Source organism: Amycolatopsis sp. NPDC052450 (assembly GCF_044547565.1).
Classification (GTDB): Bacteria; Actinomycetota; Actinomycetes; order Mycobacteriales; family Pseudonocardiaceae; genus Amycolatopsis.
In genome coordinates, this window is sequence record NZ_JBIUAQ010000006.1 from 37,814 (window position 1) to 64,741 (window position 26,928).

A 26,928-nucleotide genomic window follows, 5' to 3' on the forward strand; every position below is an offset into this window, starting at 1 on the left:
CGTGGCGATGAAGGCTGGGCCACTGAGCGGGCTCAAGGTCGTCGAACTGGCCGGGCTCGCCCCGGCGCCGTTCGCCTGCACGATCCTCGCCGATCTCGGCGCGGAGGTCGTCCGGGTCGACCGGGCGACACCGGGCAACGACGTCATCGGGTTCCCGAACGATCCGCTCGCGCGGGGCAGGCGCTCGATCGGCGTCAACACCAAGACCCCCGAGGGCGTCGAACTGGTGCTGAAACTCGCCGACGACGCCGACGTGCTCATCGAGGGTTTCCGTCCCGGAGTCGCCGAGCGGATGGGCATCGGACCGGAACAGGTCCACGCCCGCAACCCGCGGCTGGTGTACGGCCGGATGACCGGCTACGGCCAGGACGGCCCGCTGGCGACCGTCGCCGGGCACGACATCAACTACATCGGCATCTCCGGCGCGCTCGAACCCATCGGGCACGCCGGACAGCGGCCGGTGGTGCCGCTCAACCTCGTCGGTGACTTCGGCGGCGGTGGTCTCCTGCTCGCCATGGGCGTGCTGGCGGCGCTGTTCGAACGCCAGGCGTCCGGCAAGGGACAGGTCGTCGACGCGTCCATGGTGGACGGTGCGGCGCTGCTGACCACCAGCCTGCACGGACTGCTGGATTCCGGGCTGTGGCCGGGCGGGCGCGGCGAGAACATGCTCGACGGTGGCGCGCCGTTCTACGACACCTACGAGACCGCCGACGGCAAGTACGTCGCCATCGGCGCGATCGAGATGCGGTTCTGGGGCGATCTGGTGAACGTGCTCGGCCTCGATCCCGAGGAGACGCCGGTCCACGTCGACAAGAACGAGTGGCCGAAGCTGCGCAAGATCGTCGCCGAGGCCGTCGCGAAGCACACTCGCGACGAGCTGGTCGCGAAGGCAGAGGGCACCGACGCGTGCCTGACGGCGGTGCTCTCCCCTCGGGAGGCGCCGTCGCATCCGCACAACGTCGCGCGCAAGACCTTCGTCGACGTCGGCGGCATGATGCAGCCCGCGCCGGCGCCGAGGTTCGACCGCACGCCTGCCGAGACGCCGGAACCGCCGCGGCCCAAGGGCGGCGACACCGCCGAGGTCCTCGCCGAACTCGGCGTGGACGCCGACGGGATCGAACGGCTCAAGGCCGCCGGGGCGATCGCCTAGAGGTGTTCCGGGCCGGGGCCCAGGTCCGATCGCAGCATCGAATAGAGGATGTGATCGCGCCAGGCCCCGTCCCGGAACGCGTAACCGCGGAGCACGCCTTCGCGGGTGAAGCCTGCCTTCGTCAGCGAGCGCTGCTCGGCGACGTTGCCCGCTTCCGTCGACGCCTCGACGCGGTTCATCTGCGTATGCGCGAAGAGATAGCGCGCCAGCAACCGCTGGGCCTCGGTGCCGTAGCCGTGGCCACGGGCCTCGGGGATCAGCACGAGCCCGGCGTTCCAGCAGTACGACGTCGCCCCGGACCTGGTCTTGTGCCAGGAGACGAAACCCAGCCGCTGCCCGTCGAGGTCGATCATCAGCATCCCGTTGTCCGCCGCGAGCATGCCGGTCTCCGCCCAGCGGCGGCGCAGGAAATGCGGATCGTGCCAGCCGTGCCACTCGAACGCGCCCGCGGCCCGCGGATCGTTCGTCAGCGCTTCGAGCATGGGCAGGTCGTCTTCGTACACCGGTCTGAGCGCGACTCCGGTTTCTGTCATCCGACAGACCCTAGGACGGATCACCCTCGAAACTGCCGTGACGCCCCGCGCCGTCACTGAACCGGCTCGCGCCTTTGACGGCTTCTTCGGCGAGCCCGCCGCCGATCAGCGAGTTCGAGAACTCGGCCCGCATCGCCTCGTCTTCGGTGAGCCCGTATTGGCCGTACGCGGACTTGCGGTCCGCGCGCAGGCACGCCTGGGGGAACGCGGCCAGTTCGCGTGCCAGGGTTTGCGCGGCCGCCAGCGCCTCGCCGTCGGGGACGACCCGGTTCGCAAGCCCGATCGCGAGCGCCTCGTCGGCGTCGACCGGCCTGCCGGTGAGGATCAGGTCCATCGCCCGCGAATGGCCGATCAGCCGGGGGAGGCGCACCGTGCCGCCGTCGATCAGCGGGACACCCCAGCGGCGGCAGAACACGCCGAAGACGGCCGTGCTGTCGGCGACCCGCAGGTCGCACCACAGCGCCAGTTCGAGGCCGCCCGCGACGGCGTGCCCGCGGACCGCGGCGATCACCGGCTTCGACAGCGCCATGCGCGACGGTCCCATCGGGCCGTCACCCGCCGGGCTGAGCGAGTTGGTGCGGCCGGTGCCGACGGCCTTCAGATCTGCTCCGGCACAGAAGGCGTCACCCGAACCGGTGAGGACGGCGACCGCGGCCTCCTCGTCGGCGTCGAAGGCGCGGAACGCGTCCGCCAGCGCGGCCGCGGTCGGCCCGTCCACCGCGTTACGGGCCCCTGGCCGGTTCAGCGTGATCGTCGTCACGGGGCCGTCCCGGTGTACGAGAACGTTTTCGCTCATCGATCGCTCCCTCAGGCGGATTCGGGTGGGCAACAGGGCCCCGATCTCCTTAAAGTGGTGACAAAGTCCGCAGTGCGCGCGGAGTCATCGTCTGGACACTACGGTGTGATGGGATGGAGCCATGTCGCCCGGCTTGAAGAAATTCGTTGTGATCGCCGTCGTCGCGCTCGTGCTCTTCTTTCTGATCAGCAGGCCGACCCAATCCGCCGACGCCGTCCACACCGCGCTCGGCTGGCTGCGGTCCGGTGCCGAAGCCATCGTCACGTTCGTCCGGAGCCTCTTCTCCTGACCCACCGCGGTGAACACCGGTGTCCTTGGTGACGCCGGTGATCACCGTGCGCGGCCACCAGCGGTTATCACGCAGAGTCACCCGCCTCCGGTTTCGGTCGAGCGACTCGACCATCCGGGTGGATTGCCCCCGAAAACCCGCTGGTCGACGAATTCGTGCCCTGGAAGCTCTGGCGGAAAAGACCTCCGCGCCCCTACGGTGCTCACATTGCGTGATCGGTTGGTCCTCAAGGCGCCGGAGCCGGCCTCCTGAGTGAGGAGTTTCCGCAGGTGCAAGCCCCAGGGCAGCGGAACTTTCAGCCGGGCAAGTAAGTCAGGACTTGTCAGTCGGGGAATCATGAGGAGGCAGGGATGACCGGAGATCCCGGAGTCGATGCGTTGATCCGGCAGTGGGCCGCGGAACGCGAGCAGACCCCCGAGGAGCAGGAGGCCGACCGCATCGCGTCGGCGTGGCTGGCGGACGTGCCGCGGCAGGCTCCCGGAATTCCCGGCCAGCGTCAGCAGTCCGGCCAGGCGCGCTGGGCGCCGGTCGAGGCCGCCGACCCCGGCTACCTCGACGCGATGCGCAGCAGGCTTCCGGAGGTCCCGCAGGACCTGCTCGTCGCGGCCGCCGGCTGGTGGCAGATGGTCGGCGGCGTCGCCGAGGCCGAAGCCTGGTGGGACGCCGGCATCAGCCCGCTCGACCAGCGCGCCCTCGACTACCGCGCGGCAGGGCTCGCCCCGTCCGACCTGAGCCGCCGTCTCGGCCCGATGACCGTCTTGCAGCACCTTCGCCGCGGCAGCGCCCCGGCCTGGTGCGTGGCACGGCTGGCGAGGCAGCAGAAGTCCGCCTGATGAGAACTTCTCGCACACGCGGGTGAACCGGCGTGGCAGGGGCGATCTCGACCAGCGCGTAACGCTAACCTGCGCGGGCTCGTTGTTCGAGCATCGGTCGTGATCGCCGCCCACGCTGGAGGACCCGCTTCGTGCGCACCACCCCGGAAAACGACGAGCTCGTCGCCGACCCGGCCACGCCCGCTCCGCCACGCCGCGGGGTGGGCGCCGCCATACTCGGCAGGCTGGTGATCGTGCTGGCCGTGCTCGGCCTCGCCGGGGGCGGGATCTGGCTGGTGACCAAGGCTTCCGCACCGGTCGCGAGCCCGACGACGATGGAGATCCCCGCGCTGCAGGTCAAGGCGGCCGACGTCAAACCCGGCTCGGTCGCCCCGGTCAACGCCACCCTCGCGGGCGGCGCCACCCAGCAGACCGCGCCGCAGCAGGCACAGCCGAAGCCGGGCAAGGACCCGCTGACCGGCTGGACCGAGCGGGCGGCACAGGCCACCGGTATCCCGGCCAGGGCGCTGTTCGCCTACGGCAACGCCGAACTGGCGATGCGCCAGATGCAGCCCAATTGCAAGATCTCGTGGGCGACCCTGGCGGGCATCGGCCGCATCGAGTCGAACCACGGCCAGTACGGCGGTGCCGTCCTCGGCCAGGACGGACGGCCCTCGAAGCCGATCATCGGCGTCCCGCTCGACGGGTCGCCCGGCGTGAAGGCGATCGGCGACACCGACGGCGGCCAGTTCGACGGCGACGCGGCCGTCGACCGCGCGGTCGGCCCGATGCAGTTCATCCCCAGCACCTGGCGCCGCTACGCCACCGACGGCAACCGCGACGGCGTCGGCGACCCGCAGCAGATCGACGACGCGACATTGGCGGCGGCGCGCTACCTGTGCGTGAACAACCGCGACATGTCGGCCGCCTCGGGCTGGTGGCAGGGGATCCTGTCGTACAACAACTCGACCGAGTACGCGCAGAAGGTCTTCGGGCTGGCGGACGACTACGCGAAGGCTGTCGCCGCGGGCCGCTCGTGAGCTTCGGTCCGTGCGGGCGCTCTGAAACGTCATGAAAGGGTCGTTCAGGACAAAAAATGTCTTGAACGACCCTTTCATGACATCCAGGGGAGGGCTCAGCACCCCTCGCGGAGCAGCCGGGACCAAGGTCCCGAGCGCCCAGGTCGGCGAAGTTTCCCACCGCGACCAGTGCTAGCGTCGATGCGTGCCCGCATCGTCCGCCACCCTGCGCCGTCTCGGCATCGCCGGTGTCTGCCTGGTGAGCCTGGCGCTGTGCTGCGGGCTCGCCTGGTGGCAGTGGGAGCGGTTCTCCTCGGCGAGCGGGACGTTCCAGAACCTCGGCTATGTGTTGCAGTGGCCGCTGTTCGGGCTGTTCCCCGCGTTCATGTTCTGGCGGATCCGCAAGCTCCGCCGTCAGGCCGCCGAGGCCGACGCCCAGGAGACGGTGGCAGAGCCCGCCGTTCCGGAGGTGCCCGCGCCCCGGCAGCGGCGTGCCCCGGCGCCGCCGCCCCCCGAGGACGACGAGCTCGCCGCGTACAACAGGTACCTTCGCGAACTCAACGCCCGCGACAAGTAGTTCCCCAGAGAGGTTCGAGACCCTATGACCACCCGAACTGACGACGCCGCCCCGGCCCGCCCGGTTTCGCTGGGCGGACCGCTGATCCGCTTCCGCGTCGCGGCGTACGCCACCGGTGTGGCCCTGCTCGGGCTGGTCGTCGAGATGCTGCTGCAGTACGTCTTCCGCGTGGAGCTGCCCCAGTTCGTGAAGATGATCCCCATGGTCCACGGCGGGCTCTACCTGGTCTACCTGCTGCTCGCGGTCGACCTCGCGATCAAGGCCCGCTGGTCGATGAAGGGCACCCTCCTCGTGCTGATCGCCGGCTGCATCCCGTTCTTCTCCTTCGTGATGGAGCGCAAGGTCACGCACAAGGTACAGGCGGGCGCGAAGCTCTAAGCCCGGCGCCGGAAGGTCAGCGCCACCAGGAAGGACACCGCCGTCACCACGGCGGCGGCGGTGAAGGCCGCGGTCATCCCGTCGACGGTGGTCTCCGCCGGAGTGCCGGACGGCGTCCGCGTCACCGCGCCGAACACGGTGATCAGGATCGCCAGCCCCAAGGTCGCCCCGACCTGCTGCAACGTCTGCAAGGCGCCGCCCGCGGCCCCCGCGTCGTCGGTGGGGACCGTCGCCATGATGATCACGCTGAGCGGGGAGAACGCCAGCCCCGCGCCGACGCCCATCAGCAGCATCGGGCCGAGCAGATGGGAAAAGTAGCCGCTGTCCGTGGTCAGCGTGGTCAGCCAGCCGACCCCGCCGGTCATCAGCGCGGTGCCGGTCAGCGCGAGCGGTTTCGGCCCGAACCGGGGGAGCAGTTTCGGGATCAGCCTGCTGAGCCCGAACATGCAGACCGCCATCGGCAGGAACGCGAAGCCGGTCTCCAGCGCGGCGAAGCCCGCGATGTCCTGCAGGAACTGGGTCAGGAAGAAGAACATGCTCATCATCGCCATCGGCCCGAGGAAGAAGTTGACGTAGGCCGCGGCGCGGTCGCGTTCGGCGAACAGGCGCAACGGGATCAGCGGCTCGCCCACCCGGGTCTCGATGGTGACGAACGCGGCCAGCAGCGCCAGCCCGGTGGCGAGAGCGCCGAGGGTGATCAGGTCGCCCCAACCGTGCGAAGCGGCGTGGGTGAAGGCGAACACCAGCGATCCGACGCCGAAGGTGCCGGTGAACGCGCCGGGAAGGTCCAGCCGGGCGCGTCGCCGGGGAGGGTCGGCGACATAGCGCGAAGTGAGCAGGACGATCGCGAGCCCGAACGGGACGTTGATGTACAGCGCCGCGCGCCACGAGATCCATTCGGTCAGCAGCCCGCCGAGCAGCAGGCCGATCGCGAAACCGCTGCTGGACATCGCCGAGAACAACGCCAGCGCGCGCACCCGTGCCCTGGCTTCGGTGAACGTGCCGGTGATCAGTGCCAGTGTGCTCGGGCCGGCGAGCGCGGCGCCGACGCCCTGCGCGATCCGGGCGGCGATCAGCAGTTCCGCCGAACCGGCGAGGCCGCCGAGCAGGGAGGCGGCGGTGAACACGGCCGCGCCGACGACGAACATCCGGCGGCGCCCGAACAGGTCGCCCGCCCGGCCGCCGAGCAGTAGCAGGCCGCCGAAGACCAGGCTGTACGCCGTCATCACCCAGGACAGGCCCGTGTCGGTGAAGCCGAGCTCGGACTGGATGCGGGGGAGCGCGACGTTCATCACCGTCGCGTCGAGGATGAGCATGAGCTGGCAGGTCAGGATGAGGGGGAGGGCCAGCCGGTGTGGAGGTGGTGGGGCCCCGGCCGTCTCCGGCCTAGGCTCGGCACGCAGGGTTCGTTCGGTCAAGGAATACTCCAAAGACGTAACGAGATGAAGCGGAGAGACTCTCCACTTGAGGTCGTGAGCGATGATATGGAGACATTCTCCGCTTACGCAAGTGGATTCGGAGAACCTCTCCGTTTCGTCGCCCGAGGAGGTGCAGATGGTCACGGCCGATCCGGCCCGCCCCATGCGCGCGGACGCGCGGCGCAACTACGAGCGCATCGTGGCCGTGGCGAAAGAAGCGTTCACCGCCGACGGCGTGGACGTGCCGGCCGACGACATCGCCAAACGCGCCGGCGTCGGCGCGGGCACGCTGTACCGGCACTTCCCGACGCGCGACAAACTGATCGAGGCCGTCTACCGCGACGAGATCGACGGATTGGCGCAGCAGGCCTACGACCTGCTCGACGAGTTGCCACCGGGCAAGGCGCTCGAGACCTGGCTGGCCACGCACGTCATCTACGTGGTCGAGAAACACGGGCTCGCGATGACGCTGAAGGCGTCCGTCGACGCCGGCTCCGAAGTCTTCGCCTGGTGTCAGTCGCGGTTGCGGGCCGCATCCGACACGATCGTGAAGGCGGCGCAGGACGATGGCGTGCTCCGCGCCGACGTCACCGGCGTCGACATCCTGCGGCTCGGCCACGGCCTGGGTTCGGCGGCGAGCAAGGCTTCGGAGGAGGACACGAAGCGGCTTCTCGCGATCGTGCTGGACGGTCTCCGGGTGTCATGAAGGTCTGGACGGCGGCGCCCGGTCGCGCACTTTGCCTGATGTCGCGAGAGGTCGTGAGTGACGCTTCGGGTTATTGAGGGGTAAGGCAAGGTGGCGTTCATGGCGCGCGTCAGGAGTGCGGTGCGTTCGCCGGTCGGCCCGGTCGCCGCCCGTGCCCAGCCTGCCCAGCGACCGCAGTCCGCGTTGCGAAAGCCACTTTCGCAACCTTCAACGTTGCGAAAGTGGCTTTCGCGACATGCCCCGATCGCGAGGCTCGCCGGTTCAGGCGGGGGTCAGGAGCCGATCCCGGTGAGGGACCGCACCTCCATCTCCGCGTGCTTGACCGGATCGGCCTTCGAGCGGCCGACGAAGGTGCCCACGAACCCGCACAGGAACGAGAACGGGATCGACACCAGGCCCGGGTTCTTCAGCGGGAACCAGTGGAAGTCGACGCTCTTGATGATCGAGTCCGCGGCCCCGGACATCACCGGCGAGAAGAACACGAGCACCAGGCTCGCGATCAGCCCGCCGTAGATGCCCCACAGCGTGCCGGTGGTGTTGAAGCGTTTCCAGAACAGCGAGTACAGCAGCGTCGAGAGGTTCGCCGACGCCGCGACGGCGAACGCCAGCGCCACCAGGAACGCGATGTTCTGCCCGTTCGCCAGGATGCCGCCGACGATCGCGAACGCCCCGACGGCGACCGCGGTCAGCCGGGCGACCCGGACTTCCGCGGCCGGTTCCGCCTTGCCACGTTTGAAGATGTTGGCGTAGACGTCGTGGGCGAAGGAGGCGGACGCGGTGATCGTCAGCCCGGCGACGACGGCGAGGATGGTCGCGAAGGCCACCGCCGAGACGACGCCGAGGAGGACGGTGCCGCCGATGTTCAGCGCGAGCAGCGGCGCCGCGGAGTTCTCCCCGCCGGGCGCGTTCTTGATCGCCTCCGGGCCGACCAGCGCGGCCGCGCCGAAGCCGATGACCAGCGTGCAGAGATAGAAGAGGGTCATGCAGGCGGTCGCCCAGACGACCGAGCGCCGCGCCTCGCGCGAGTTCGGCACCGTGTAGAAGCGCATCAGCACGTGCGGGAGCGCGGCGGCGCCGAGGACCAGCGCCAGCGCCAGCGAGACGAAGTCGAGCTTCGTGACCTCACTCTTGCCGTACGAGCCGCCGGGCTGCAGCAGTTCGTCACCGAGCGGGCTGTTGTCGGCGGCGGCCGAGAGCAGGTTCGAGAAGCTGAAACCGAACTTGCCGAACAGGAACACGGTGATCAGCGCGCCGGTCAGCAGCAGGATGGTCGCCTTGATGATCTGCACCCACGTGGTGCCCTTCATCCCGCCGACCAGCACGTACAGCACCATGACGACACCGACGACGCCGATCACCAGCGCCTGGCCGATGCCGCCGTGGATGTCCAGCAGCAGCGCCACCAGCCCGCCGGCGCCCGCCATCTGCGCGAGCATGTAGAAGAAGGAGATCACCAGCGTCGACGTCGCGGCCGCGGCGCGGACCGGGCGCTGCTTCATCCGGAAGCTGAGCACGTCGCCCATGGTGAAGCGGCCGGTGTTGCGCAGCAGTTCCGCGATCAGCAGCAGATCGACCATCCACGCGACGAGGAAACCGATCGAGTACAGGAAGCCGTCGTAGCCGTGGATCGCGATCGCCCCGGCGATACCGAGGAACGACGCCGCCGAGAGGAAGTCACCCGAAAGCGCGATGCCGTTCTGCCGTCCGGTGAAGGCGCTGCCCGCGGCGTAGTAGTCCGAAGTGGACGAGTTGCGCGTGCTGACGCGGTACACCACGTACAGGGTGATCGCGACGAACAGCGCGAACACCGCGATGTTCAGCACCGGGTCGTTGTCGGGGATGCTCATCGCTCACCCGCCTCGACCGAGGCCCGCAGCGCCGCGACCTTGGGGTCGAGCCGCCTGTTCGCGAACTTCAGGTAGGCGATGGTGATCAGGATCGTGCTGGCGAACTGGCCGAGCCCGAGCAGGATGCCGACGTTGACCTCGCCCCACACCTTCCGGCTCATGAAGTCGTGCGCGTAGGCCGCGAGCAGCACGAACGTCATGTACCAGGTGAAGAACAGCAGGCTCATCGGGAACACGAACCGGCGGAAGGTCTTGCGCAGCGCGACGAACTCCTTGCCGTGCTGGATCCGGTCGAAGTCGGGGCCGGTGGCGCGCGGCGCTGGCGGGGGAGTGGGCTGGCGCTCGCGGACGAACAGCGCGGGCATCTGCCCGGTGTCCTCCAGGGCGTTGCTCGCCGCGTAAGGACGCGCGACGTCGGGCATGGGTTCCTCCGGGGCTTGCATCCGTGGCGCGGTACGGGAGCGCACATACTAACTACGGCTTCACGCGCTCTGAATAGGCGACCCCGGTTCCGTGAAGGCAAGAGCCCGGTATTCGGTTTTACCTCGTATTAGTGTTTCTGGAAATCGTTTCGGCCGGAATGAACGGGCTTTATCACTCGTAATAGTGAGCAAAGTTGTCACGCGGGGTCGTCGCCCGAACGGCCCACTGCGGCAAACGATGGACGGTGACCACGCTCCGTCCCTCATTGTGGTGACAGATCGTAGTTTCGCTACCGGCCCGCGATGGGTTCCGATACCGTGCCCGCCATCCCGGACCGGGGAAGATCCCCCGCTTCGCCGGGTGTCTCGAAAGAAATCACCATGTCGGGCGACAACGAACCGGCTTGGGCGGCAAGGCCACAACATCGGGCACATATTTCGGCTTGACCCACCCGTTGGGGGCACGGAAAGTAGTTCGACCGGGCGACGCGGCTACCGTACGTAGGCTGAACGGGTGACAAGGGCACCCTGTGTATCCGCGCAAGCCGTAACCGGAATTCCCTCGTTTGTGACGCGGAGGCGGATTTCGGGCCCCGTAGATCGTTCGTGAACACACTTTTCGCTGGTCAGCCCCCGTATGTCGAACGGAATTGACGGCACCCGGATTGGTGTACGATTCTTTGGCCCGGCTGACCCGCTGTGATCGATTGGCAAAGAAAAGTTGATCTCGACGACCGTGCACTTCGCAGGTTGCGACCTGCACGTGCAGGTGCAAGACCTCCCGAAGCGGACCGGTGTACCCAGGGACACTCGGGACACCCGGATCGCCGGACGGGGTCCCTCACGTCGCGATCGATCACGGGGTCAGTCCGGGGTCGAGTTCCCCGCGAGCGGACGTCTCGCGGGAACGGACGCCTCAGACCGTGCCAGGACGCCGGACAGGGAGTCACCTACGTGACCGTTGCAGGAGAAGGCCAAGTGCCTGTCGGGGAGCTGCTGGGACGCACTCCCCGGCCATCTCGGTGGGCCACCGGCTGGCGCACGCTCGTGCGCTGGCGGGACTGGAGCCTGCCGGTGAAGCTGTCGGCCGTGACGCTGGTGCCGATCCTCATCGCGCTCGCACTGGGCATCGCGACCATCGCCGGCCAGGTCGGCCGGTCCGACGGCTACCAGCGGCTGGACCGGCTCGTCGCGTTGAGCGGGCACATCCGCACCCTCACCGACGGCCTCGGCCGCGAACGCACCCAGTCCGCCGCGGGGCTGACCGCCGGCACCGTCGGCGGGACCCTCGAGCTCGCCTCGGCCCGCGCCGACGTCGACACCGCCATTCCTCTCTACGGCGCCGCCGCCACCCGCGCGGTGGAGAACGAGCCGTCGCTCCGTCAGGCGCGGGAAGCGGCCGCCGCCCAGCTCGACAGGCTGCCCGACATCCGGCAGCGGGCCTCCTCCGGACAGCTCGACCCCGTCCAGGCGATCGGTGAGTACACCGATGTCACCACCGCGCTGCTGGCCCTCGACACCGCGCTGGCGGCGGGTGCGGGCCAGGATGTCCTCGGCGGCACTCCCACGGCACTGCACGACCTCGCCGTGATGAAGGAACAACTGTCGCTGAGCCAGGCGCTGGTCTCCTTCGGCATCGCGCGGTCGAGTCTCGCGCCGAGCGAACTCGACCGGTTGCGCACCGCCGAACTCAGGCTGGCCGACCGGTTCACCGACTTCCGCGCCGCCGCTTCGGAGCAGCAGCGCCAGGAGTTCAGCGCCGTCGTCACCGACGAAGCGATGGAAAACCGTGACAGGCTCGCGAAAACCGCGCTCGGTGAACAGGGAACCCCGTCCGCGCAGGCGTTCCGCTCGTTGTCCGCGCAGGGCTGGACCGACGCCTCGACCGCGGTGATCACCAAGGTCGGCGAGGTCGCGAACAAGTTCGGCGGTGAGACCAGCGCGGTCTCGGCCGAACTGGTCGACGACGCCAGCAGCGGCGCGGGCCTGCTCGCGGTCCTGCTGTTCGGCGCGATGGTGCTCGCCGTCGCCGTCGTCTTCCTCATCACCCGCCAGCTGCTGCGCTCGCTGAAGGTGTTGCGTGCCAGCGCTCTCGACGTCGCCGAGAAGCAGTTGCCCGACGCGGTCCGCAACATCCAGGAAGGCCGCTCGCAGGGCACCGACGTGCGGCCGGTCCCGGTCGGCAGCGACGACGAGATCGGCGAGGTCGCCAGGGCCTTCGACAAGGTGCACCACCAGGCTCTGCGCCTGGCCACCGAGCAGGCCTCGATGCGCACCGGCTACAGCAACGTGTTCGTCAACCTCTCCCGCCGCAGCCAGAGTCTCGTGCAGCGCCAGCTGCAGCTGATCGAGCGGCTGGAGCGCGACGAAGAGGACGCCGACCAGCTGGCCACGCTCTTCCAGCTCGACCACCTCGCGACCCGCATGCGCCGCAACAACGAGAACCTGATGGTCCTCTCCGGCGCCGAGCCGGGCAGGCGGTCCGGCCAGCCGGTCTCCGCCACCGACGTGGTGCGCGCGGCCGTGTCCGAGATCGAGCAGTACCAGCGGGTCACCGTGCAGAACCCGCCGCCGGTGCGGCTGGTCGGGTACGCGGCCAACGATCTGATGCGCCTGATCGCCGAACTGCTCGACAACGCCACGGCGTTCTCCGCCCCGGAAACCCAGGTGACCGTCGCGACCAGGCTCGTCGAGGACGGTTCGTTCGGCATCGACATCCTCGACAAGGGCATCGGGATGAACGAGGCCGAGGTCGCCGAGGCCAACGCCCGGCTCACCGAGGCCCCCAACGTCGACCTCACCACCTCCCGCCGGATGGGCCTGTTCGTGGTCGGGCGGCTCGCCAACAGGCACCGCATCGGCGTCTCGCTGCACGGCGGCAAGGACATCGTCGGCGTGCGCGCCACCGTCTCGGTCCCGGCTGATCTCGTGATGGTCCCGCCGGGCGGGGACCCCGGTCCCGCCACCGGGCCGATCACCCAGCGCCTCGCGCCGCTGCCGCCGCAGCAGCCGGGCGGCCTGCCCCGCCGCCAACGTCCCACGAACGGCTCGCGGCCGGGAACGCCGAACGTGCCGTCGCAGGGCGGCGAGCGCTGGCCGTCGGCGAACGATCTGGCCGGCCACACCAAACCCGGCGTGAACGGCCACAGCCGCACCCAGGACCCGCGGCCGCCGTCGGATCTGGAGATCTCGGGAACGGCGCTGTTCAGCCCGATCCCCAAGGACGAGACGCCGCCTGCCCGCCCGCCGGCGCCGGAGCCCCGCCGTCCCGAGCCGGAACCCGCCGCGGAGCCCGAGCCCGTCGCGAAGGAGACGGAGAAGCCCGCCTCGGTGGAAGGCGAGCTGCCCAGCGGCAAGGAACTGTTCGAAGCCAAGAACAGCACCACGCTGAGCGAATGGTGGAACCAGGCGGCCACGCCGCCCGCCGCCGCGCCCGCGCCCACCGCGTCGGAGACGACGCCGATCTTCGACGAGATGCTCTCGGCGTGGTTCCGTTCGCCCGCTCCGGAAAAGCCCGCGGCCAAACCCGCGGCGAAGAAAGAGAAGCCGGGGGCGGAAGAACCCGAAGAGAAGAAAACGGCCGAGTCCGCTCCTTCCGCCGAGCAGGAATCGCGCACCTGGGACTTCGCCAGCGACAAGGCCTTCCGCACGGTGCAGGAGGTCTCGCAGAACGCTCCGTCGACCTTCACCCAGGCCGGGTTGCCCCGCCGCCGCAAGGGCGAGCAGCTCCTGCCGGGCAGCGCGGCGTCGTCGGTCCCGGCCGCCGAACCCGCCGCCAAGTCGGATCTGCCGGTCCGTGACCCGGCGAACGTGCGCGGCAGGCTGAGCAGCTTCCAGCAGGGCGTCAAGCGGGGACGCAAGGAGGCGGCGGACAAGGCCACGCCCGCCGAGGCCCTCGCCACCCAGCCGGACGCGACCCCCGAGCCGCCGAAGGCCCCCGAGCCCGCGAAGGCAGCGAAGACACCGGAGACGGTGAAGGCAGCGGAGACGACCGCACGTCCGGCGGCCCCGCCCGCCGCGTTGCCGAGCCGGAAACCGCAGGCAGCGGAACCGGAACAGGAACCGGTCGCCGCCACCGAACAGACAGACGCCTGGAACTTCGGCTCCGACGAAGGCTGGAAAGCAGCCCAAGCGGTGTCCCAGTCTGTTCCCTCGAAGATGACTTCGGCAGGATTACCCAGGCGCCGCCGCGGGGAGCAACTGCTTCCGGGCAGCGCGGGACCGCCCGCCGGGGCGGTCACCCCCCGACCACAGCGAGACGCGCACGACGTGCGCGGTCGCCTGAGCAGTTTCCAGCAGGGCATCCAGCGCGGCCGGCACCGCACGGCCCAGGCGACCGAAGCCAACCACGAAACCCTGGAGGGTGAATGACCTCGCCGAACCCGGCCCAGCCCCAGCAGAACCAGTTCGGGTGGCTGGTGAATGACTTCGCCGAGCGGGTGCCCGGAGTGGCGCACGCCGTGGTCGTGTCGGCGGACGGCCTCCTGCTCACCGCTTCCAGCAGGCTCCCGCTGGACCGGGCCGACCAGCTGGCCGCCGTCGCGTCCGGCCTGGTGAGCCTGACCCAGGGTGCCGCCCGGTGCTTCGAGGCGGGCGCGGTCAACGAGACCGTCGTCGAGATGGAACTCGGCATCATGGTGCTGATGTCCATCAGCGACGGCTCCTGCCTGGCCATCCTCGCCGCCCCGAACTGCGACATCGGACAGGTCGCCTACGAGATGACGATGCTCGTCGACCGGGTCGGCCAGATCCTCACGCCGGAACTCCGCGCTCAATTGCAGGGCGCCGGTGGGTCGCTGATCGGCGAACCGGTGGGATGATGTCCCGATGAGCACCGGATCCGGATCCTTCGGCGAACCGCCGGGGACGGGTGAACGCCAGCCTCCGCACGCGGGGGCTGCCCATGCTGCCGGTTCACGGGACGACGGCACCTTCGCCGACGTCCTGAACGGGTTCACCCTGGATTCGGGCCGTGGTCGTCGGAAGCGCAAGAAGAACAAGCAAGCCCAGGATTCCCAGCCGGGCGGAGCCCACTCCGCCGGGGAATCGGCAGTCCCGCAGCCGACCGATCAAGGAGACCGCGTGACCTCACTTGCCTCTCCACCCGACAGCGGCGCAGGCGCCGTCGGGCCGAGACCAGGTGGTCTTTTCGACCCGGGTCCACCCAGCGGCGAGTTCATCATGCCCGCCGTCTTCGAGCAGTCGCCGTCGCCGCTCGAAGAGACGGCGATCGTCCGTCCCTATGCCCTCACCGGGGGCCGGACCAAGGCGAACTACGCTCTCGAGCTGGAGACGCTCATCTCCACCAAGGACCATGTCTCCGCGGGTAGCCTCCCCGCGGTGGCCGCGGACCAGATCGAGTGCGTTTCGATCATCGAAGAGTGCCGCACCCCGCGTTCGGTCGCCGAGATCGCGGCGACCCTGCGCGTACCGCTGGGTGTGGCACGCGTGCTGATCAGCGACGCGGCGGACGCGGGACTGGTCAGCGTGCACAAGACGATTTCGGGCAATGACGGCGCCGAGGCACATCTGGTGTTGATGGAAAGGGTTTTGAGTGGACTCCGTCGGCTTTAAGGCACCGCGGGACACCGCGCCCCCGACCATGACATCCGCGAAGATCGTCGTGGCGGGTGGCTTCGGTGCGGGTAAGACGACCTTCGTCGGTTCGGTGTCGGAGATCGTCCCGCTCACCACCGAGGCGATGATGACGGACGCCAGTCGGGGGATCGACAACCTCGACCAGACGCCCAACAAGTCGACCACCACGGTCGCGATGGACTTCGGCCGGGTCTCCCTGGACGCGGACCTGATCCTCTACCTGTTCGGCACGCCCGGGCAGCAGCGGTTCTGGTTCATGTGGGACGACCTCGTCCGCGGCGCGATCGGCGCCGTGGTGCTGGCCGACACGCGACGGCTGGCCGATTCGTTCGCGCCGATCGACTTCTTCGAGGACCGGGGCCTGCCCTACATCGTCGGGGTGAACACCTTCGACGGCGTCCTCGAGCACGACATCAACGACGTGCGTGAAGCGCTGTCGATCGACCCCAACATCCCGATCGTCCGCTGTGACGCCCGGGAGCGGGAGTCGACCAAACAGACGTTGATCACGCTGGTCGAGTACGCGATGCGGCAGTGGATCGCCTTGCGTGCGAGCAACGCGAGGTGAACCTGACGGCGGCAGCGTAGGGGCTGCCGCCCGGTTTCACCGCGCTTCGTAGGTCAGCAGTACCGAGCGCCCGTCGAAGGTACGGGTGCCGGTCAGTCGCAGGTCCGTGCGCACTCCGCCCGCGAACACCTGCTTGCCGCCGCCGAGCACGACCGGGTGCACGATGACGTGGAACTCGTCGATCAGGCCGCGGTCGGCGAGCGCCGTGGCCAGTTCGGCCCCGCCCATCAGCAGCAGATCCTTGCCGGGCCTGGCCTTGAGCCCGGTCACGCATTCGGTGAGATCGCCGGCGACGACCTCGGTGTTCCAGTCCGCTTTCTCCAGCGTCCTGGAGAAGACGATCTTCGGCGTCTTCCGCCAGATCGGGGCGAACCGCAGGTCGTGCGGGTGGTCCGAGATCGATTCGGCCTGCGGCCAGTACGACGACATCATGTCCCAGACCCGCCGTCCGTAGGCGAAGGTGTCGGCGCGGTCGACCAGTTCCTGGGAGTGGGCGGACAGCTCCGGGCCCATCACGGTCCAGTCGAACTCGGCTTCCGGACCTTCGATGCGGCCGTCGAGTGAGGTGTGGACGGCGTAGACGAGCTTGCGCATGGCGTGATCCCTTCGATGTGGCACCCGCCTTCCGGGCGCCGGACACCGAGGGGTCGGAGCGGGTGCGACATTCTCGACATGCCCCTACGCATTTATTCGAGGGGTAGCGACCGGGCTCGCCATCGTGGGCCCAGGGGCGAAGGCGCCCTTCGGTGCATCGGACGCGGTGAAGGGAGCTTTCACCTCACTGCCGGCCCCGCTGATCTGCGGAAAGGGAGCGGGGGACCTTTGATGTCGCGGGAGGGGGTGTGCGGATATAGGGACGTTGAGTGTCCCTATATCCACACACCGCTCACTCGCTGTCAGGGTCGTCGCTGGCTGTGTGGATTTTGGTGCGTTGGATGACCCGAAATCCACACGGTCACCGCGCGCGGGAGAGCAAGGGACCTTTGCTCTCGCCTCCGGGTCAGTCCGCCCGACCTGTCCGCAGCATCGCCCGTGCCGTCAGGGATCGCCTGGGCGCGAAGACCTCGAACATGACTTGCAGAGGACTGAACGCTCAGTACTCGTCGTGCCGTTTCCACCAGTGGCCCGGCTTGTCGGTCCCGCGGCCGGACTCCTCCCATGCCTCCTGCCGGCCGAACGGCGTCAGGTCGAGGTAACGGAAGGTGCTCACGAACTGTTCGGCGCCCCTGCCGGAGGTGAAGTAGGTGCGGAAGACCTCGTCGCCCTCGCGCAGGAAGACGCTGATGCCGAACCCGCCGTCGAGACCGCAGTCGGGGTTGAAGTCGTCGCCCGCCGTCGAGACCCACGGGATCGTCCAGCCCATCCGCTCCTTGTACTTCTCGATCTCGGAAAGCGTGGCGGGCGAGACCGCGGTGAACGTCGTGTCGCGGTCGTGGAGGTGGGCGAGGGGGCCGACGTGGTCGATGACCATCGAACAGCCGACGCAGCCCGCCTTCTGACCGGGATTCAGCATGAAGTGGTAGACGATCAGCTGGCGGCGTCCTTCGAACAGGTCCAGCAGCGAGACCCGGCCGTCCGGGCCTTCGAACTCGTACTTGCCGTCGAAGCGGACCATGGGCAGCCGCCGGCGTTCGGCGTTGATCGCGTCGGTGGCTTTGGTGAGTTCCTTCTCCTTGATCATCAAGGCGTTCCGCGCGGTCTGCCACTCTTCGCGCGACACGACTTCGGGGAGGGTCGGGGTCATCGGTTCGTCTCCTGTCGGATCAGGTGTGCGGTGAGGTCTTCGAAGGTTTCGGACCACCCGGCGCGGTGGTCGTCACGGGTTTCCTCGGAGCTGAATTCGCCCTGGTGGAACGTCATTTCGGTCTTGTCGCCGAGATCGGTGAAGTCGATCGTCACCAGCGTCTTCTCCTCGGGTGAGGACACCCAGGAGAAGGTGAAGACCAGCCGTTCGGGCGCGGAGATCTCGCGGTAGACCCCGGCCGAGGTGTGCTCGACGCCTTCGTCGTTGCCGATGGTCGCTCGCCAGGCGCCGCCCTCGGCGAGGTCCATCCGCACGCCGGATGCGGTGAACCCCTTGGGGCCCATCCACTTCGCGAACTGCTCAGGAACCGTCCACGCCTGGAACACCAGTTCCCGCGGCGCGTCGAAGACGCGGGTGATGGTCAGCTCCTTCTCACTCATTCGGCTTGCCTTTCTGGAGTTCGGTCAGGTGCTCGTCGAGCCGGTCGAAACCGTCGTCCCAGAATCGGCGGTATCGCTCGACCCAGTCCGAGATGTCGCCGAGTGGCCCCGCTTCGAGACGGCAGGGCCGCCATTGAGCCGTCTTGCCGCGGCTGATCAGGCCCGCACGCTCAAGGACCTTCAAGTGTTTCGAGATGGCCTGGAGGCTCACGGGGAAGGGCTCCGCCAGCTCGTTCACGGTGGCCTCGCCGCCGGCCAGGCGCGCCAGGATGGCGCGGCGGATGGGGTCCGCCAGCGCGGCGAACGTGGCGCTGAGCTGATCAGTGGTCATCGCTGCTCAATCAGTTGGTTGTTTAACCTAGTGGTTGAATACAGTGGTGCCAGCCGGGATGTCAAGGACGGATGAGAGCGCCGTCACGCGAGTGAATGGGTTTAAAACAGTCGGAAGTCCAAGTATTTTGGAGGGATGACCAGCGACCTGCACCGGCCCGTGAACCCCGTTCGCTTCGTGACGGCGTCGAGCCTCTTCGACGGGCACGACGCGTCCATCAACATCATGCGGCGCATCCTGCAGTCGCAGGGCGCGGAGGTCGTGCACCTCGGGCACAACCGGTCGGTCGACGAGGTCGCCACCGCGGCCATCGCCGAAGACGTCCAGGGCGTGGCCATCAGCGCCTACCAGGGCGGGCACGTCGAGTACTTCAGCTACCTGGTCGAGCTGCTCAACGAACGCGGCGCCGGGCACATCAAGGTGTTCGGCGGCGGTGGCGGGGTCATCGTCCGCGAGGAGATCGACCTGCTGCACTCGCGGGGCGTCGCGCGGATCTTCTCGCCGGAGGACGGCTACGAAATGGGCCTCCCCGGCATGATCAACCTGATGATCAAGGCCTGCGACAGGGATCTGTCCGCACAGTCGCCCGGTTCGCTGGACAAACTGCTTTCGGGCGACATCCCGGCGCTGTCCAGGGTCATCACGCAGCTTCAGCGCGAGGCGCTGCCGCAGGACGCGCTCGACAAGATCACCGAGGCCGCCAAGTCGCGGACGGTGCCGGTCCTCGGGATCACCGGTACGGGTGGTTCCGGCAAGTCGTCGCTCACCGACGAGCTGATCCGCCGGTTCCGGCTGGACCAGGAGGACAAGCTCCGCATCGCCGTGCTCGCCGTCGACCCGTCGCGCCGCAAGGGCGGGGGAGCGCTGCTCGGCGACCGCATCCGGATGAACTGCCTCGACGGCAGCCCGGTCTACTTCCGTTCGCTGGCCACCCGCACCACCAGCGGCGAGATCCCGACCGGTCTCTCCGAGTCGATCCTCGCCTGCAAGGCCGCCGGCTTCGATCTGGTGATCGTCGAGACGCCGGGTATCGGCCAGGGCGACGCCGGCATCGTCGACTACGTGGACCAGTCGCTGTACGTCATGACGCCGGAGTTCGGCGCGGCGTCGCAGCTGGAGAAGATCGACATGCTCGACTTCGCCGACGTGGTGGCGATCAACAAGTTCGAGCGCCGCGGCGCCGAGGACGCCCGCCGCGACGTCGCGCGCCAGCTCGTCCGCAACCGCGAGGCGTTCAGCTCCTCGCCCGAGGACATGCCGGTCTACGGCACCAGCGCCGCGAAGTTCAACGACGACGGCGTCACCGCGCTCTACCAGCACCTGCGCGACACCCTCGCCGAGCGCGGCCTGACCGTCTCGGCAGGCGTGCTCCCGAAGGTCGAGGGCAAGGTGTCCACCGACGCCAGCACGATCATCCCGGCCAACCGGTCGCGCTATCTCGCCGAGATCTCCGAGACCCTCCGCGGCTATCACTCGAAGACCGGGCAGCAGGTCGCCGCGCTGCGCAAACGTGAGCACCTCGCCGTCGCCAAGGAGGCGCTGGCCGCCGTCGACGCGAGCACCGACGCGCTCGACGGCCTGCTCGCCGCCGCCGAGTCCGATGTGGACGGTGAAACGACGAATCTGCTGGACCGGTTCCAGGAACTGGCCGAGTCCTACCGTGCCGACGAACTGGTCGTGAAGATCCGCGACAAGGAACTGCACACCCAGCTCTGGCGCGACACGTTGTCCGGCAACCGGATCCCGCGCGTGGCGCTGCCGCGCTACACCGAGTCCGGCGAGCTGCTGTCGTTCCTTCGCCGCGAGCACCTCCCTGGATACTTCCCTTACACCGCTGGCGTTTTCCCGTTCAAACGCGAGGGCGAGGACCCGGCGCGGATGTTCGCGGGCGAGGGCGACCCGTTCCGTACCAACAAGCGGTTCAAGCTCCTTTCCGCCGACTCCGAGGCGAAGCGCCTTTCGACCGCCTTCGACTCCGTGACGCTCTACGGGCACGACCCGCACACCCGTCCCGACATCTACGGCAAGGTCGGCACCTCGGGTGTTTCCATCGCGACCCTTGAGGACATGGAGGTGCTCTACGACGGCTTCGACCTGACTTCGCCGAGCACTTCGGTGTCGATGACGATCAACGGCCCCGCGCCGACGATCCTCGCGTTCTTCCTCAACACCGCGATCGACCAGCGGATGGCGGCGTTCAAGGCCGAGCACGGCCGCGAGCCGTCCGAAGCCGAGGCCGCCGAACTGCGCGAATGGGCGCTGCGCAACGTCCGCGGCACCGTGCAGGCGGACATCCTCAAGGAGGACCAGGGGCAGAACACCTGCATCTTCTCCACCGAGTTCAGCCTGCGCATGATGGCCGACATCCAGGAATGGTTCATCGAGCACGGCGTCCGGAACTTCTACTCGGTGTCGATCTCCGGCTACCACATCGCCGAGGCCGGGGCGAACCCGATCTCGCAGCTGGCGTTCACCCTGTCGAACGGTTTCACCTACGTCGAGAGCTACCTCGCGCGCGGGATGAACATCGACGACTTCGCACCGAACCTGTCGTTCTTCTTCTCCAACGGCATGGACGCCGAGTACTCGGTGCTGGGCCGGGTCGCCCGCCGGATCTGGGCGGTCGCGATGCGGGAGCGCTACGGCGCCAACGAGCGCTCGCAGAAGCTCAAGTACCACGTGCAGACCTCCGGCCGGTCGCTGCACGCGCAGGAGATGAGCTTCAACGACATCCGCACCACGCTGCAGGCGCTGTGCGCGCTCTACGACAACGCGAACTCCTTGCACACCAACGCCTTCGACGAGGCGATCACGACGCCGTCGGAGAGCTCGGTGCGGCGCGCGATGGCCATCCAGATGATCATCAACAAGGAATGGGGCCTGTCGAAGAACGAGAACCCGTTGCAGGGCTCGTTCATCATCGACGAGCTGACCGACCTGGTCGAAGAGGCCGTGCTGCTGGAGTTCGATCGCATTTCCGAACGCGGCGGCGTGCTGGGCGCGATGGAGACCGGTTACCAGCGCGGCAAGATCCAGGACGAGTCGATCCTCTACGAACGCCAGAAGCACGACGGCACACTGCCGATCATCGGCGTCAACACCTTCCGCAACCCGAACGCCGGAGAGGACGACGTCGAGGTCGAACTCGCGCGGGCGACCGAGGACGAGAAGCGGTCGCAGCTGGAGCGGCTCGAGGACTTCCAGCGCCGCCACCACGCCGAGGCGCAGGTCGCGCTCAAGACGCTGCGCGAGGCCGCGACCCGCGGCGGCAACCTGTTCGGCGTGCTGATGGACGCCGCGCGGGTGTGCTCGCTCGGCCAGATCACCGAGGCGTTCTTCGAAGTGGGAGGCCAGTACCGCCGCAACGTCTAGCGGCCGGGAATATCGCGGCGCGTGTTCGGGTAGTTGCTGAACATGGAGATCGGAATCGCCACCTTCATCACCGATGAAGGCATCAGGCCGGACGTCCTCGCCGCGGCCGTCGAAGAGCGCGGGTTCAGCTCGCTCCACATCGCGGAGCACTCCCACATCCCGGTCAGCCGGGAAACTCCGTATCCGGGCGGTGGCGAGCTGCCGCGCGTGTACTACCGGACGCTGGACCCGTTCGTCGCGCTGACGGCGGCGGCCGGGGCCACGTCGAACCTGAAACTCGGGACGGGCGTCGCGTTGCTGCAGCAGCGCGACGTCATCCACACGGCGAAAGAGGTCGCTTCGCTCGACCTGGTTTCGCGAGGCCGGTTCGTCTTCGGGATCGGCGTCGGCTGGAACCGGGAGGAAATGCGCAATCACGGCACGGATCCGCGCACCCGGGGTGTGCTCGTGGACGAGCAACTGGCCGCGCTCAAAGAGATCTGGACCAAGGACGAGGCCGAGTTCCACGGCGAGTTCGTCGACTTCGACCCGATCTTCGCGTGGCCCAAGCCGGTGCAGAAGCCGCATCCGCCGATCTACATCGGTGGCGCGGGGGAGAAGGCGATGCAGCGGATCGCCAAGTACGGCGACGGCTGGCTGCCGCACGCCCACACCCCGCCGGAGGAGCTTCGCCGGGCTCGTCAGTGGCTGGCCGACCAGGGCCGTGGTGACCTCAAGTTCTCGGCCTTCGGCGCCACTCCGGAGGAGGACGCGCTGGGCAGGCTGGTCAACGGTGGCGTCGACGAGGCCACGCTCTTCCTGCCGACAGAGCCCGAAGCGGCGACACTGGAACGACTCGACCAGTACGCGAAGGTCGCCGAGAGCTTTCGAAAGGGGCAGCAGGCGTGACTGAGGTACAAATCGGCTTGGCCGCGGCACTCGAGCAGTTCTCGCCGCGCGAGTCGATCCGGCTGGCGGCGCTGGCCGAACAGCACGGATTCTCCGGCCAGATGGCCGCCGACCACTTCCAGCCGTGGGTCCCTCAACAGGGTGAAGCATCCTTTGTGTGGAGCGTGCTCGCCTCGTTGGCGGAGAACACCACCGGTGACCTCGGGCCGGGCGTGACCTGCCCGTCGTTCCGGTTGCACCCGTCGATGGTCGCGCAGGCCGCGGCGACGCTGGAGGCGACCTACCCTGGCCGGACCTGGCTCGGCATCGGCTCCGGCGAGGCGCTCAACGAGCACATCATCGGCGGTTACTGGCCCGAAGCGCCCGAGCGGGTGCGGCGGATGTTCGAGGCGCTCGAAGTCATCCGGAAACTGTTCACCGGCAAGGACGTCAAGCACAGCGGCGAATTCTTCAAGCTGCACACCACCCGGCTGTGGACGCTGCCGGACGAGCCGCCGCCGATCTACATCGCGTCGGCGGGCCCGTACACCTCACGCAAGACCGGTGAACTCGCGGACGGGCTGATCACGCCGGGCGCGTCGATCGAGAAGCTGGCGGGGATCCTCGACCACTTCGGCACCGGCGCGCGCAAGGCGGGCAAGGACCCGGACACGATGCCGAAGCTGCTGCAGGTGCACCTGTCGTGGGCCGAGGACGACGAGACGGCGTGGGCCAACGCGATGGACCAGTGGCCCAACGGCGGCATGAAGTTCCCGAAGGCCGACATCCGCTCGCCGTTCGACTTCGCGCAGATGGCGAAACTGGTGCGGCGTGAGGACTTCGAGGGCCGCATGGTCGTCTCGTCCGATCCGGACGTGCACCGCGCGGCGCTGCAGAAGTACGTCGACGCCGGGTTCAACCGGATCTACGTCCACAACGTCGGCCGGAACCAGGACGAGTTCATCGAGACCTTCGGGCGGGACGTGCTGCCGAAGCTGACCGCCTGACGCGTGCATGGCGCTGCAATGAAGGGGCCTTTCATAGCAAATTTTGCTATGAAAGGCCCCTTCATTGCACGAGAGAAGCGGGGCCGTCAGACGTTCTTGTCCAGCAGCAGGTGCACCGACAGCTCCAGGCGATTCGCGACGTCGGCCGCCGAAGCGCGCCGCGTCACCCAAGCGACCAGGTTCGCCATCCAGACGTCGGCGATGACGTGGAAGATGTCGCGGTCGGCCTCGGTCGGGTCCTCGATGCCCATGGCCTTGGCGAACATGTTCTCCATCAGCCGTCCGACCTGCTCGACCTCGGCGGCCGCGGTCGTGTCGGCGAACATGAACGCGCGCACCATGGCCTCGGTCAGATGCGGGTCCCGCTGCATCAGCCGGGTGTTGCGGCCGAGGACGAACATCAGCCGCTCGCTCGGGGTCTCGCCGGGGATGGCCGCGCGGTCGAGTTTCTCCTGCGCGCGTTCGAATTCCCTGGCCAGCCCGGAAACCAGCAGGTGGATCTTCGACGGGAAATAGCGGTACAGTGTGCCGAGCGCGACGTCCGCCTTCTCGGCGACCGCCCGCATCTGGACCGCGTCGTACCCGCCTTTCGCGGCGAGGGTGAGGGTCGCGTCGATGATGCGGCGCCGCCGGTCGCGTTGCGCCGCGGAGCCCAGTTCCTCGCCGCCCAGCGCGGAGAGACCGTTGCCGCTTCGCGCCTTCGCGCTCGTGGGTGCCTTGGCCTTCCCTGGCATCGCCACGTCCCCCTTCATCGAACGGAACTTGTTCCACTTTCCCCGCGTAGCGTACCTAAGCGGACGAACTGTTCAAGACGTGACCCACTGGGCAAGAAACTGTAACACGTTCTACACTCGCGGGTAGGTCCGAGCAGGAGGTCTCACCCGTGTCGATCGCGCTCACCGAGGAACAGGCGGCGCTGGCCGCGTCGATCCGGGCCTGGGCGGCTTCCGCCCGCCCCGTCGACGCCGTACGCGATGGCCGAATCACCGAGCCGCCATCAGGACTGGCGGACCTCGGCCTGTTCGGCGTGGCGATTCCCGAAGACGTCGGCGGCGCCGGCGGTACGGTCGCCGACCTGGCCGCCGGGCTCGCCGAAGCCGCCGAAGCACTCGTGCCGGGGCCTGTCCTCGGAACGGCGTTGGGCGGCGCGCTGCTCGCGACGGTTCCCCAAGCCGCCAAGGAGATCCTGCCCGGTCTCGCGGACGGGACCGAACGGATGGCGGTGGTGCTGAGCCGGGGCTTCCACATCTCGGGTTCGGTCGTCGACGGCGAGTCGGGGCCGGCTCTCGACGTTCACCCGTCGGCATGGACGCTGGTCTCCGACGGTGACGTCTCCGCGCTCATTCCGCCCGGGGCGTCCGGAATGGACATCGAGCACTGCGAGCCCTTCGACGTGTCCCGGCCCGTCGGCCGTATCCGATGCGCGAAGGTCCGGCCCGAAGCGGTTTTCGAGGCTCTGCCGGTGGATTCCTACGCCGCCACTCTCGGTGCCGCCGAGGCCGCGGGGATCGCCCGATGGTGTCTTCGGACCGCCGTCGAGTACGCGAAGGTGCGAGAGCAGTTCGGCCGTCCCATCGGGTCGTTCCAGGCGATCAAGCATCTGTGCGCGGAAATGCTGTGCCGGGCCGAAGCCACCGACGCGCTCGCGTGGGACGCGGCGAGAGCGGCCGAAGACCCGGCGCAGCACGCACTCGCGGCCGCCACGGCGGCGGCCTACGCGCTCGACGCGGCCGTGGCCAACGCGAAGGACTGCATCCAGGTCCTCGGCGGCATCGGCTTCACCTGGGAGCATGACGCGCACTTCTACCTGCGGCGCGCCGTGGCGCTGCGGCAATGGCTGGGCGGTTCCGCCCGCTGGCGACGTCGTGCCGCCGAACTCGCACTGCGCGGCGACCGCCGGACGTTGAGTGTCGACGTCGGCGAAGACGCCGGACTCCGTGACCTGGTAGGCGAAATCGCCGCTTTACCCGAGCGGGCACGGCGCGTCGCGCTGGCCGATTCGGGACTGCTGGCCCCGCATTGGCCCGCGCCGTACGGCAGAGGCGCGACCGCCGCCGAGCAACTGCGGATCGACGCCGCCCTCGCCGGCGCGGGCATCCGCCGTCCCGATCTGGTCATCGGCGCCTGGGCGGTCCCGACACTGCTGGAACACGGCTCCGAGGAACAGCGCGAACGGTTCGCCGCGCCCACTTTGCGGGGCGAGATCACCTGGTGTCAGCTGTTCAGCGAGCCCGAGGCCGGCTCGGATCTAGCGTCGCTCCGCACGACGGCCCGCCGCGTCGACGGCGGCTGGCTGCTCAACGGCCAGAAGGTGTGGACCTCGCTCGCCCGCGAAGCCGACTGGGCGATCTGCCTGGCGCGAACCGACCCGGACGTGCCGAAACACAAGGGGATCACCTACTTCCTCGTCGACATGACCGCGGACGGGATCAGTACGCGTCCGCTGCGCGAGATCACCGGCGACGCCGTCTTCAACGAGGTGTTCCTCGACGACGTCTTCGTCCCGGACGACATGGTGGTCGGAGAGGTCGACGGCGGCTGGCGGCTCGCGCGGACGACGCTGGCGAACGAGCGGGTGGCCCTCGGGAGTGGATCCGCGGTGGGGGAGGGCGTCGAAAACCTGCTCGCCACCCTCGGCTGGGATGCCGACCTCGACCGGCTGGGCGCGTTGATCGCCGACGGCAGCGCGTGTTCGGTCCTGGACCTGCGGGCGACGTTGCGGCGGCTCGACGGCCAGGATCCGGGCGCCGAGTCGAGTGTGCGCAAACTGCTGGGAGTGCGGCATCGGCAGGCGGTGGCGGAGTTCGCGCTGGAGGCTTTGGCGGAGAACGCGCTCGTCGCCGGTGACCCCGCGCAGCACGAGTTCCTGCTGACACGGTGCCTCAGTATCGCGGGCGGTACGACGCAGGTGCTGCTGTCGCTGACGGCCGAGCGGCTGCTGGGGCTGCCTCGGTCCTGAACCCGGGGCGCGAAAGTACCGGTCACGCCCGTTTCGAGTGTCATGAAAGGGTCGTTCAAGACGTTTTGTGTCCTGAACGACCCTTTCATGACACC

At 68.6% G+C, this 26,928-nt stretch carries 25 protein-coding genes; 15 read left to right on the top strand and 10 right to left on the bottom strand.

Going from position 1 to position 26,928, the window contains the following annotated elements:
* Window positions 1-7 precede the first annotated feature (7 nt).
* Window positions 8-1,150, top strand: coding sequence for a CaiB/BaiF CoA transferase family protein (locus ACIHAO_RS12565; RefSeq protein WP_396557240.1), 1,143 nt, complete (start codon window positions 8-10; stop codon window positions 1,148-1,150).
* On the opposite strand, the gene ACIHAO_RS12570 is transcribed toward ACIHAO_RS12565, so the two are convergent.
* Both ACIHAO_RS12570 and ACIHAO_RS12575 read right to left on the bottom strand, forming a co-directional pair.
* Entirely contained in the window at window positions 1,147-1,683 is a 537-nt protein-coding gene (locus tag ACIHAO_RS12570) for a GNAT family N-acetyltransferase (protein WP_396557242.1), read from the bottom strand. The two genes, ACIHAO_RS12565 and ACIHAO_RS12570, sit on opposite strands and share 4 nt — an antisense overlap.
* A 10-nt stretch (window positions 1,684-1,693) precedes the next feature.
* Window positions 1,694-2,479, bottom strand: a complete 786-nt coding sequence (locus ACIHAO_RS12575; protein ID WP_396557244.1) for a crotonase/enoyl-CoA hydratase family protein — start codon at window positions 2,477-2,479, stop codon at window positions 1,694-1,696.
* A gap of 133 nt (window positions 2,480-2,612) precedes the next feature.
* Here ACIHAO_RS12575 and ACIHAO_RS12580 point away from each other — a divergent pair, with 133 nt between their 5' ends.
* From ACIHAO_RS12580 to ACIHAO_RS12600, 5 genes are all read left to right on the top strand, one after another.
* The gene (locus ACIHAO_RS12580) at window positions 2,613-2,768 is read left to right on the top strand and encodes a hypothetical protein (protein WP_162182762.1); all 156 of its coding nucleotides are present in this window, start codon (window positions 2,613-2,615) and stop codon (window positions 2,766-2,768) included.
* A 350-nt stretch (window positions 2,769-3,118) separates the two neighbouring features.
* Complete coding sequence (locus tag ACIHAO_RS12585) at window positions 3,119-3,601, top strand: helix-turn-helix transcriptional regulator (RefSeq protein ID WP_125785460.1); 483 nt, start codon at window positions 3,119-3,121, stop codon at window positions 3,599-3,601.
* A gap of 131 nt (window positions 3,602-3,732) precedes the next feature.
* Window positions 3,733-4,620, top strand: a complete 888-nt coding sequence (locus tag ACIHAO_RS12590; protein ID WP_396557246.1) for a lytic transglycosylase domain-containing protein — start codon at window positions 3,733-3,735, stop codon at window positions 4,618-4,620.
* Between the two features lie 184 nt (window positions 4,621-4,804).
* Entirely contained in the window at window positions 4,805-5,176 is a 372-nt protein-coding gene (locus ACIHAO_RS12595) for a hypothetical protein (RefSeq protein ID WP_396557248.1), read from the top strand.
* 24 nt (window positions 5,177-5,200) lie between these two features.
* Window positions 5,201-5,554 carry a DUF3817 domain-containing protein gene (locus ACIHAO_RS12600; RefSeq protein WP_125785463.1) on the top strand — a complete coding sequence of 118 codons (354 nt, stop codon included), beginning with the start codon at window positions 5,201-5,203 and terminating at the stop codon, window positions 5,552-5,554.
* Here ACIHAO_RS12600 and ACIHAO_RS12605 read toward each other — a convergent pair.
* Window positions 5,551-6,972, bottom strand: coding sequence for an MFS transporter (locus tag ACIHAO_RS12605; protein WP_396557250.1), 1,422 nt, complete (start codon window positions 6,970-6,972; stop codon window positions 5,551-5,553). The genes ACIHAO_RS12600 and ACIHAO_RS12605 overlap by 4 nt on opposite strands.
* Before the next feature lie 136 nt (window positions 6,973-7,108).
* On the opposite strand from ACIHAO_RS12605, the gene ACIHAO_RS12610 reads away from it, so the two are divergent.
* Window positions 7,109-7,678 (top strand): TetR/AcrR family transcriptional regulator, encoded by a 570-nt coding sequence (locus tag ACIHAO_RS12610; RefSeq protein WP_396557690.1) that lies wholly within the window; start codon window positions 7,109-7,111, stop codon window positions 7,676-7,678.
* A gap of 272 nt (window positions 7,679-7,950) precedes the next feature.
* Here ACIHAO_RS12610 and ACIHAO_RS12615 read toward each other — a convergent pair whose 3' ends face one another.
* Both ACIHAO_RS12615 and ACIHAO_RS12620 read right to left on the bottom strand, forming a co-directional pair.
* On the bottom strand, window positions 7,951-9,525 hold the full coding sequence (locus tag ACIHAO_RS12615) for a cation acetate symporter (protein WP_125675484.1): 1,575 nt from the start codon (window positions 9,523-9,525) through the stop codon (window positions 7,951-7,953).
* The gene (locus ACIHAO_RS12620) at window positions 9,522-9,947 is read right to left on the bottom strand and encodes a DUF485 domain-containing protein (RefSeq protein WP_396557252.1); all 426 of its coding nucleotides are present in this window, start codon (window positions 9,945-9,947) and stop codon (window positions 9,522-9,524) included. The genes ACIHAO_RS12615 and ACIHAO_RS12620 overlap by 4 nt, the downstream gene beginning before the upstream one ends.
* Before the next feature lie 978 nt (window positions 9,948-10,925).
* Here ACIHAO_RS12620 and ACIHAO_RS12625 point away from each other — a divergent pair.
* The 4 genes from ACIHAO_RS12625 to ACIHAO_RS12640 are packed head-to-tail and all read left to right on the top strand — an operon-like array spanning window position 10,926 to window position 16,113.
* Window positions 10,926-14,318 carry a nitrate- and nitrite sensing domain-containing protein gene (locus tag ACIHAO_RS12625; RefSeq protein ID WP_396557254.1) on the top strand — a complete coding sequence of 1,131 codons (3,393 nt, stop codon included), beginning with the start codon at window positions 10,926-10,928 and terminating at the stop codon, window positions 14,316-14,318.
* Entirely contained in the window at window positions 14,315-14,767 is a 453-nt protein-coding gene (locus ACIHAO_RS12630; RefSeq protein WP_005166055.1) for a roadblock/LC7 domain-containing protein, read from the top strand. Before ACIHAO_RS12625 ends, ACIHAO_RS12630 begins: the two co-directional genes overlap by 4 nt.
* A 7-nt stretch (window positions 14,768-14,774) precedes the next feature.
* Entirely contained in the window at window positions 14,775-15,521 is a 747-nt protein-coding gene (locus ACIHAO_RS12635; protein ID WP_396557256.1) for a DUF742 domain-containing protein, read from the top strand.
* 28 nt (window positions 15,522-15,549) lie between these two features.
* Entirely contained in the window at window positions 15,550-16,113 is a 564-nt protein-coding gene (locus ACIHAO_RS12640) for an ATP/GTP-binding protein (RefSeq protein WP_125785469.1), read from the top strand.
* Window positions 16,114-16,149: 36 nt separating this feature from the next.
* Here the strand turns inward: ACIHAO_RS12640 and ACIHAO_RS12645 are convergent, their stop codons facing one another.
* The 4 genes from ACIHAO_RS12645 to ACIHAO_RS12660 form a co-directional block, all read right to left on the bottom strand.
* Complete coding sequence (locus ACIHAO_RS12645; protein WP_396557258.1) at window positions 16,150-16,707, bottom strand: dihydrofolate reductase family protein; 558 nt, start codon at window positions 16,705-16,707, stop codon at window positions 16,150-16,152.
* Window positions 16,708-17,206: 499 nt separating this feature from the next.
* Window positions 17,207-17,857 carry a DUF899 domain-containing protein gene (locus tag ACIHAO_RS12650; RefSeq protein WP_396557260.1) on the bottom strand — a complete coding sequence of 217 codons (651 nt, stop codon included), beginning with the start codon at window positions 17,855-17,857 and terminating at the stop codon, window positions 17,207-17,209.
* Window positions 17,854-18,297 (bottom strand): SRPBCC domain-containing protein, encoded by a 444-nt coding sequence (locus ACIHAO_RS12655; RefSeq protein WP_396557262.1) that lies wholly within the window; start codon window positions 18,295-18,297, stop codon window positions 17,854-17,856. Before ACIHAO_RS12655 ends, ACIHAO_RS12650 begins: the two co-directional genes overlap by 4 nt.
* Window positions 18,290-18,628 (bottom strand): helix-turn-helix transcriptional regulator, encoded by a 339-nt coding sequence (locus tag ACIHAO_RS12660; RefSeq protein ID WP_125785473.1) that lies wholly within the window; start codon window positions 18,626-18,628, stop codon window positions 18,290-18,292. Before ACIHAO_RS12660 ends, ACIHAO_RS12655 begins: the two co-directional genes overlap by 8 nt.
* A 135-nt stretch (window positions 18,629-18,763) precedes the next feature.
* On the opposite strand from ACIHAO_RS12660, the gene icmF reads away from it, so the two are divergent.
* From icmF to ACIHAO_RS12675, 3 genes are read left to right on the top strand one after another with little or no spacing between them, the layout of a single operon-like run.
* Window positions 18,764-22,000: a fused isobutyryl-CoA mutase/GTPase IcmF gene (gene icmF, locus ACIHAO_RS12665; protein ID WP_396557265.1), complete on the top strand. Its 3,237-nt coding sequence runs from the start codon at window positions 18,764-18,766 to the stop codon at window positions 21,998-22,000.
* A 42-nt stretch (window positions 22,001-22,042) separates the two neighbouring features.
* On the top strand, window positions 22,043-22,888 hold the full coding sequence (locus ACIHAO_RS12670) for an LLM class F420-dependent oxidoreductase (RefSeq protein ID WP_396557267.1): 846 nt from the start codon (window positions 22,043-22,045) through the stop codon (window positions 22,886-22,888).
* Window positions 22,885-23,874, top strand: coding sequence for a TIGR03557 family F420-dependent LLM class oxidoreductase (locus ACIHAO_RS12675; protein WP_396557269.1), 990 nt, complete (start codon window positions 22,885-22,887; stop codon window positions 23,872-23,874). The genes ACIHAO_RS12670 and ACIHAO_RS12675 overlap by 4 nt, the downstream gene beginning before the upstream one ends.
* 86 nt (window positions 23,875-23,960) lie before the next feature.
* On the opposite strand, the gene kstR is transcribed toward ACIHAO_RS12675, so the two are convergent.
* Window positions 23,961-24,608: a cholesterol catabolism transcriptional regulator KstR gene (kstR, locus tag ACIHAO_RS12680; protein ID WP_034322562.1), complete on the bottom strand. Its 648-nt coding sequence runs from the start codon at window positions 24,606-24,608 to the stop codon at window positions 23,961-23,963.
* Between the two features lie 149 nt (window positions 24,609-24,757).
* On the opposite strand from kstR, the gene ACIHAO_RS12685 reads away from it, so the two are divergent.
* A complete protein-coding gene (locus ACIHAO_RS12685) occupies window positions 24,758-26,833 on the top strand; it encodes an acyl-CoA dehydrogenase family protein (RefSeq protein ID WP_396557271.1) in 2,076 nt (691 codons plus the stop codon).
* Window positions 26,834-26,928: the final 95 nt, after the last annotated feature.

Coding starts and splice junctions, on each gene's coding strand:
- ACIHAO_RS12655 (WP_396557262.1), bottom strand. CDS start 18,297: ATGAGTGAGAAGGAGCTGACCATCACCCGCGTCTTCGACGCGCCGCGG.
- ACIHAO_RS12645 (WP_396557258.1), bottom strand. CDS start 16,707: ATGCGCAAGCTCGTCTACGCCGTCCACACCTCACTCGACGGCCGCATC.
- ACIHAO_RS12640 (WP_125785469.1), top strand. CDS start 15,550: ATGACATCCGCGAAGATCGTCGTGGCGGGTGGCTTCGGTGCGGGTAAG.
- ACIHAO_RS12575 (WP_396557244.1), bottom strand. CDS start 2,479: ATGAGCGAAAACGTTCTCGTACACCGGGACGGCCCCGTGACGACGATC.
- ACIHAO_RS12565 (WP_396557240.1), top strand. CDS start 8: ATGAAGGCTGGGCCACTGAGCGGGCTCAAGGTCGTCGAACTGGCCGGG.
- ACIHAO_RS12585 (WP_125785460.1), top strand. CDS start 3,119: ATGACCGGAGATCCCGGAGTCGATGCGTTGATCCGGCAGTGGGCCGCG.
- ACIHAO_RS12670 (WP_396557267.1), top strand. CDS start 22,043: ATGGAGATCGGAATCGCCACCTTCATCACCGATGAAGGCATCAGGCCG.
- ACIHAO_RS12635 (WP_396557256.1), top strand. CDS start 14,775: ATGAGCACCGGATCCGGATCCTTCGGCGAACCGCCGGGGACGGGTGAA.
- ACIHAO_RS12660 (WP_125785473.1), bottom strand. CDS start 18,628: ATGACCACTGATCAGCTCAGCGCCACGTTCGCCGCGCTGGCGGACCCC.
- icmF (WP_396557265.1), top strand. CDS start 18,764: ATGACCAGCGACCTGCACCGGCCCGTGAACCCCGTTCGCTTCGTGACG.
- ACIHAO_RS12600 (WP_125785463.1), top strand. CDS start 5,201: ATGACCACCCGAACTGACGACGCCGCCCCGGCCCGCCCGGTTTCGCTG.
- ACIHAO_RS12570 (WP_396557242.1), bottom strand. CDS start 1,683: ATGACAGAAACCGGAGTCGCGCTCAGACCGGTGTACGAAGACGACCTG.
- ACIHAO_RS12610 (WP_396557690.1), top strand. CDS start 7,109: ATGGTCACGGCCGATCCGGCCCGCCCCATGCGCGCGGACGCGCGGCGC.
- kstR (WP_034322562.1), bottom strand. CDS start 24,608: ATGCCAGGGAAGGCCAAGGCACCCACGAGCGCGAAGGCGCGAAGCGGC.
- ACIHAO_RS12615 (WP_125675484.1), bottom strand. CDS start 9,525: ATGAGCATCCCCGACAACGACCCGGTGCTGAACATCGCGGTGTTCGCG.
- ACIHAO_RS12630 (WP_005166055.1), top strand. CDS start 14,315: ATGACCTCGCCGAACCCGGCCCAGCCCCAGCAGAACCAGTTCGGGTGG.
- ACIHAO_RS12650 (WP_396557260.1), bottom strand. CDS start 17,857: ATGACCCCGACCCTCCCCGAAGTCGTGTCGCGCGAAGAGTGGCAGACC.
- ACIHAO_RS12620 (WP_396557252.1), bottom strand. CDS start 9,947: ATGCCCGACGTCGCGCGTCCTTACGCGGCGAGCAACGCCCTGGAGGAC.